General features: G+C 42.9%; 6 protein-coding genes and 2 pseudogenes. 5 read left to right on the forward strand and 3 right to left on the reverse strand.

Annotation, left to right across the window (positions count from 1 at the left end; translation table 11 throughout):
* Positions 1-121: 121 nt before the first annotated feature.
* Both GPL15_RS27355 and GPL15_RS09095 read left to right on the forward strand, forming a co-directional pair.
* A complete protein-coding gene (locus GPL15_RS27355; RefSeq protein WP_252198228.1) occupies positions 122-265 on the forward strand; it encodes a hypothetical protein in 144 nt (47 codons plus the stop codon).
* 574 nt (positions 266-839) lie between these two features.
* Positions 840-1,712, forward strand: a complete 873-nt coding sequence (locus GPL15_RS09095) for an IS3 family transposase (protein WP_346344933.1) — start codon at positions 840-842, stop codon at positions 1,710-1,712.
* 206 nt (positions 1,713-1,918) lie between these two features.
* On the opposite strand, the pseudogene GPL15_RS27370 reads toward GPL15_RS09095, so the two are convergent.
* Positions 1,919-2,111 (reverse strand): annotated as a pseudogene (locus GPL15_RS27370) (DNA-binding protein).
* 186 nt (positions 2,112-2,297) lie between these two features.
* On the opposite strand from GPL15_RS27370, the gene GPL15_RS09100 reads away from it, so the two are divergent.
* Positions 2,298-2,522: a hypothetical protein gene (locus GPL15_RS09100; protein ID WP_346344925.1), complete on the forward strand. Its 225-nt coding sequence runs from the start codon at positions 2,298-2,300 to the stop codon at positions 2,520-2,522.
* Between the two features lie 251 nt (positions 2,523-2,773).
* On the opposite strand, the gene guaA is transcribed toward GPL15_RS09100, so the two are convergent.
* Together guaA and GPL15_RS27955 are read right to left on the reverse strand one after the other, a co-directional pair.
* Positions 2,774-4,066, reverse strand: coding sequence for a glutamine-hydrolyzing GMP synthase (guaA, locus tag GPL15_RS09105; protein WP_215698194.1), 1,293 nt, complete (start codon positions 4,064-4,066; stop codon positions 2,774-2,776).
* A gap of 2 nt (positions 4,067-4,068) precedes the next feature.
* A pseudogene (locus GPL15_RS27955) lies at positions 4,069-4,308 on the reverse strand (DUF6783 domain-containing protein); the annotation flags it as partial.
* On the opposite strand from GPL15_RS27955, the gene GPL15_RS27960 reads away from it, so the two are divergent.
* Both GPL15_RS27960 and GPL15_RS09110 read left to right on the forward strand, forming a co-directional pair.
* Positions 4,225-4,401, forward strand: a complete 177-nt coding sequence (locus tag GPL15_RS27960; RefSeq protein WP_346344934.1) for a DUF6783 domain-containing protein — start codon at positions 4,225-4,227, stop codon at positions 4,399-4,401. The pseudogene GPL15_RS27955 and the gene GPL15_RS27960 overlap by 84 nt on opposite strands.
* A 141-nt stretch (positions 4,402-4,542) precedes the next feature.
* The gene (locus GPL15_RS09110; protein WP_215698196.1) at positions 4,543-5,898 is read left to right on the forward strand and encodes an MATE family efflux transporter; all 1,356 of its coding nucleotides are present in this window, start codon (positions 4,543-4,545) and stop codon (positions 5,896-5,898) included.
* The last annotated feature ends 102 nt before the right edge of the window (positions 5,899-6,000 follow it).

Raw genomic sequence — 6,000 nt, forward strand, 5'->3', positions numbered from 1 at the left:
ATATGTAAATTAATCGGGTATTACGTTATACACAAAGAGCCGGAAAGTCCGCTGTTTTGATATGCTCCCTATATAGTAGACAGATGAAATATGAAAAATCTACTATATAAGGAGCATTTCTATGTCCAGGAAAATATATGATGAAGAATTTAAGAGAAAAGTCATTCAAGAGCACGAAGCAGCGGGAATCTCATGCTACCGGCTGGGGCAGACATATGGTGTAGATGCTAAATGCGTAAGAAGCTGGTGCAGATTGTATAAATAGTTTGGCGATGCTTATCTGACTGCCAACCATTCAAATCTTAATTACTCGGCAGAGTTTAAGCTGCAGGTAGTTAACGCTTATCTTGCAGGAGGGAAGACATATCAATCGGTAGCAGCTGAATACAAAATATTTGCACCAACTACTGTCAGACAATGGGTAATGATGTATAATAACCATGAAGAATTAATAGATTCCAGGCCGGAGGGATTATTTGACATGGTTAAAGATACAACACGAAAAACAACATTAGAGGAACGTATACGGATTGTGGAGCATTGTATTGCGAACAATAATAATTATGCATAAAGCGCCAGAGAATTCCAGGTTTCCTACGGACAGGTTTATTCATGGGTAAAAAAATACCAATCCGGTGGAGCGGAAAAACTGGTTGACCGACGTGGCAAGTCAAAATCTGAGGAGACTTTATCGGAACAGGAATGTCTTCAGATTGAAAACCGAATGTTACGAGCTGAAAATAAAAAGCAGCAGATGGAGATTGATTTCTTAAAAAACTCGAAGAAATAGAGAGGAGGCGGTTTTAGAAAGAACACGGCATTTAACTGCATATCTTGCAATCAAGGAATTAACAGGAGAACACAACGGTTATTCCGTAATAGAGTTGTACAGATTAGGGGGAGTAAGCCGTGCCGCTTATTATAAATGGCTGAATCACACGGACAGCCTAAATGATGCGCTGAATAAAAGGATCGCTGAAAGAATCGAATCTATGCATACAGAACATCCAGATATGGGATACCGGCGTTTGCGGGATGCCCTCGAACATGATGAAGACATCTGTGTGAACGAGAAACGGGTATTACGCATCTGCCGTAAAAAGAAGATCCAATCCATCGTAAAAGGCCGTCATAATTGCTGTACAAAACCGGCATCCGACCCAGCTTATGTAGCAGAGAATATATTGAACCGTGAGTTTGAGGCAGAAAGACCGAATGAAAAATGGGTAACAGATGTCACAGAATTCAAATATGGGGTTGGTACAGAGACAGCAGGTAAAATATATCTAAGTGCCATCATTGACCTTTGTGATAAGAAACCAGTATCTTATATAATCAGCGACCATAATGACAATTCGCTGGTATTTGACACCTTCGATTATGCAATAAAGGAAAATCCGGATGTACATCCGCTGTTCCATTCAGACAGAGGCTATCAATATACAAGCAACAATTTTCGCCAGAGAATAGTGAAGGCAGGTATGAGACAAAGTATGTCACGAGTTGCAAAGTGTATTGACAATGGACCGATGGAAGGCTTCTGGGGCCTGATGAAAAGGGAGATGTATTATACGAAAAAGTATGCAGTGAAGGAAGAACTGATAGCGGCCACCCATGATTATATGAATTATTACACGAACAAACGTGTTCAAAGAAAGCTGGGAATACTAACACCAACAGAGTATCACCAAAAAATGATGTTAGCAGCGTAAAAATGCCGCCCTATTACGGGCGGCAAAAGCCAAAAACCTTTCGATATTTAAAATGTCTACTTGACGGGTAGCACACCATTTAAGTGGCTTCCCGGCTCCCTGCTTACTATTCTAACTCGTCAAGTTCATAAATGTTTATAAACACTTTTGTTAAGTTGTTATGCTTTTTCATATCCACTTTTTACTTCATTTACACATATTATTATTTAAATGTGCTGCTCGTTGTAACATATTTTTATGGAAATAATAGGCATTTACCCAGCCTGCTACTACAAGATAGCCCTATTGCTTTAATTCTTCATTGAGCTGTTTGGCAACTCTGAATGCATAAGATTTTGTTACTCCTAATTCTTCTGCAACTTACTGAATACTAATGAAAGTTTTTCTTTGCGAGATCATTTCTCTTTTCCTAAACATATTTGTTTTAGTTTTATAACATCATATTACTAAACATTTACTGTTAAGTTAAGTTGTTTGCAAATAATATTAACTCTTTTTGTTTAGTTTCTTATTGTTATTCATTTTTGCCTGTGTTATACTCCACACAAACATATATGTTTAGTTTCAATAGATGGAGAACTCTGTTTGCGTCTGGATAAGTCCAACCGTGACAACTATGCTTCACTGTTCAACATGTTTCAGGCATGGCAACAGATGTCTGCCAAATTGGAACAAGGCGAGATCACCAATGAGGAATACGACCAATGGCGCTATAACTATCCAGAACTTGACAACTCTCATCATTGGGCAAAAGCACCCTCGAAAGCACTTAGTGACTTTCTTGTAAGCGAATTAAAAAAAGAAAAATAAGCACAAAAAAACCTTACCGACTTCCTTTCCCATTTCTGGATACTGAAAATCAGTAAGGTTTTTCTTTGCTATTTGAAGTAAAATAACTTCGTTGTCGCGACATTCGCCAAGTGAATATGCTTGCATATTCACTTGGCTTATTGTACGCGCACATTATATCAGTTGGTATCAAATGTTGCCGAATCGTTGCCACACACTAAGCAAATTTGTTTGAAGTCCTCATAAATACTAGGTTCTTTCAACCCACAAACTCACTCAAATTCAATCGTAGCCGGCGGCTTCGGAGACATATCATAACAAACCCTGTTCACATTCTCCACTTCCGCCAAAATCCTGTCCGTAATCTTCTGCAATACATCCCAATCCACCCGCTCAATGGTCGCGCTCATGGCATCGATGGTATTGATGGCGCGGAGGATCACCATGTATTCAAAACATCTGGCGTTATTTTTCACGCCAACCGACTTAAAGTCCGGCACCACGGTAAAATACTGCCATACCTTTTTATTCAGACCGGCTTTTTCAAATTCTTCTCTTAAAATGGCATCGGATTCCCTCACGGCTTCCAGACGGTCGCGGGTGATGGCTCCAAGGCATCTAACGCCAAGGCCGGGGCCGGGGAATGGCTGACGGTAAACCATATTGGCCGGAAGTCCCAGTTCCACGCCGCAGGCCCGCACTTCATCCTTAAACAGTTGTTTTAACGGCTCAACCAGCTCAAACTTCAGGTCCTCAGGAAGGCCGCCTACGTTATGATGGGATTTAACCATCTTAGCCGTCTTGGTTCCGCTTTCGATAATATCAGGATAAATGGTTCCCTGTCCCAGGAAATCAATTCCTTCCAGCTTTCTGGCCTCTTCTTCGAATACGCGGATGAATTCACCGCCGATGATCTTTCTCTTCTCTTCCGGATCAGCCACGCCTGCCAGCTTTCCAAGGAAACGTTCTGTAGCATCCACATAGACCAGATTTGCATGAAGCTGGTTTCTGAACACTTCCACAACGCTTTCCGATTCATTTTTACGCATTAAACCGTGGTTTACATGAACGCAGTAAAGCTGCTGGCCAATGGCTTTGATTAACAGGGCTGCAACTACGGAAGAATCCACTCCGCCGGATAAAGCCAGAAGCACCTTTCTGTCTCCGACCTGTTTTCTGATCAGTTCCACCTGGTCTTCAATGAAATTCTTCATATTCCAGTTAGGCTCTGCCTTACAGGTATCGAATACAAATGCCTTTAACACATCCTCGTCCGGCAGTTCGGAAAGCTGCTGGCCGCATTTGGATGTGGGATGATCGATGGACATCATAGGATAGCCGCAGTCATAAAGGGCAGGATCCACGTCAACTGCCGTTCCGTCCACAACCCGGTTTTCACCGCCATTTAATATAATTCCCTTTACATTCTGTAAAGCGTTTAACTCTTCCACTGTAATATCATGGGGATGGATCTCGCTGTATACGCCCATGTCACGGATCTGCCGGGCGATCACTGTGTTTTCTGTACTTCCAAGGTCCAGAATAACAATCATGTCCTGTTTCATTGCTACATTCTCCTTTTCCTTTGTGACTTTATATTTTTAAGTAAAAATGCTTTGACTTTTTTATTATACATTATCTCCTCTAAAAATGGTATCAGTTCTTGGCTATCTTCTAAAAATATTAATTCTTGACATTCCGCTCTCCCCATGCTAGAGTATGTATGAAAATTCATTTCCGTCATCTGTACGCCCCACTTTACGGTATATTTGCCCCGAATTTGGTCAACGTAGCCCGCTGCGCCTCCCTCGTCCGGAACAAATCTCCTGCAAACTGTGACGCACATCTGCCAGAAAGCAATTTTCAAACACACTCTAGTATAATTCACAGCAATCAGTAATTCCAAATGAATATATAAACCGCCGGTTTTCCTGTTTCAGCATTCAAACAGGGGCCGGCGTTTTTTTGTCCTAAACATTTTAATTCATTTCGAATTTGATTATTGTATTTCATTTTACTATTAAAACGAGGAGGATTAACTTTGAAACAGACAAATGATTTTATGCGCACCCGTCCAATTTTCGGACTGTTAATGTCCATGTCCGTGCCGATGATGCTTTCCATGCTGATTCAGTCCTTATATAACATTGTGGACAGTATCTATATTTCACGGCTTGGAACCCAGGCTCTGACCGCGGTTTCCCTGGCATTTCCGCTGCAGAATATCACGGTATCCGTGGCAGTGGGCGTAGGCGTGGGGATCAGTTCAGCTATTTCCATCTATTTGGGAGCCGGCAATCAGGAGAAGGCAAACCGGGCGGCTACCATCGGTGTGGCCCTGATGGCAGTTCAATGTGTTTTGTTCTTAATTTTCGGACTGCTGGTTACAAAGCCATTTTTATCCTTATTTACAAAGGATTCCCAAACCCTGCAGCTTTCCTGCCAGTATACGTATATCGTGTTGTGCGTTTCTTTCGGCTGCCTGCTTCAACTCGCCATGGAAAAAATTTTCCAGGCCGTGGGAGCCATGAAAGCCACCATGATTCTGCTGGCAACCGGATGTATCATCAACATTATTTTGGATCCTATACTGATCTTTGGATTGTTAGGTTTTCCGGCTATGGGAATTACGGGCGCCGCTATTGCAACCGTAACCGGACAGATTGCCGCATTTCTGCTCTATGTAGTGGTTTATCTGGTCCGCAGAAAGAATTTCCCGGTGGCAATCCACCCCCAATACCTGCATTTTGATAAGGACGTTATCCGGCAGATCTATTCTGTGGGCGTTCCGTCTTCCATCATGCTGCTGCTTCCTTCCATATTAATAAGCATTTTAAACCATATGCTGGCCGGATTTTCAGAGATTTACGTTGCCGTTTTAGGTGTCTATTTCAAACTGCAGACCTTCATTTACATGCCTGCAAATGGCATTGTACAAGGAATGCGCCCGATCATCGGATTCAATTTCGGCGCCGGCGATATGGACCGGGTGAAGAGTGTGATCCGTTACAGCCTCTGTACGGCGGCCGCCATTATGCTGGCAGGTACGGCGGCCGCTATGATATTCCCCGCCCAGATATTCGCCATGTTTGATGCGGAAGAGGCTCTTCTGAACGCAGGCGTTACAGCCCTCAGGATTATCAGCTGTGGATTCCTTGTTTCCACCATAGGCATTATTTATTCCGGCACGTTTGAGGCCTTGGGGATGGGGAAAGAATCTCTGGTCATATCGCTGCTGAGACAGTTTGTCATCACCCTTCCCCTCAGTTATATCCTGTCACAGGTGATTGGGGTGAACGGGATCTGGATGGCATTTCCGGTCGCTGAAGCTGCGGCATCAGTCGTTGGAATTTTTATGCTCAAAAAGGTTCATGGCGGGAGCATCGCTCCGCTTTGATATATATCAGGAGGGGACATCAGGGGGATTTACATCAGGGGATTTAACATCAAGGGTGAAGGCATTTTCGAAAATGCCTTCACCCTTGATGTTAAATCCCCT

Source organism: Clostridium sp. MCC353, from assembly GCF_018785315.1.
GTDB lineage: Bacteria > Bacillota > Clostridia > Lachnospirales > Lachnospiraceae > CHH4-2.

Coding starts and splice junctions, on each gene's coding strand:
- GPL15_RS27355 (WP_252198228.1), top strand. CDS start 122: ATGTCCAGGAAAATATATGATGAAGAATTTAAGAGAAAAGTCATTCAA.
- guaA (WP_215698194.1), bottom strand. CDS start 4,066: ATGAAACAGGACATGATTGTTATTCTGGACCTTGGAAGTACAGAAAAC.
- GPL15_RS27960 (WP_346344934.1), top strand. CDS start 4,225: ATGAAAATTCATTTCCGTCATCTGTACGCCCCACTTTACGGTATATTT.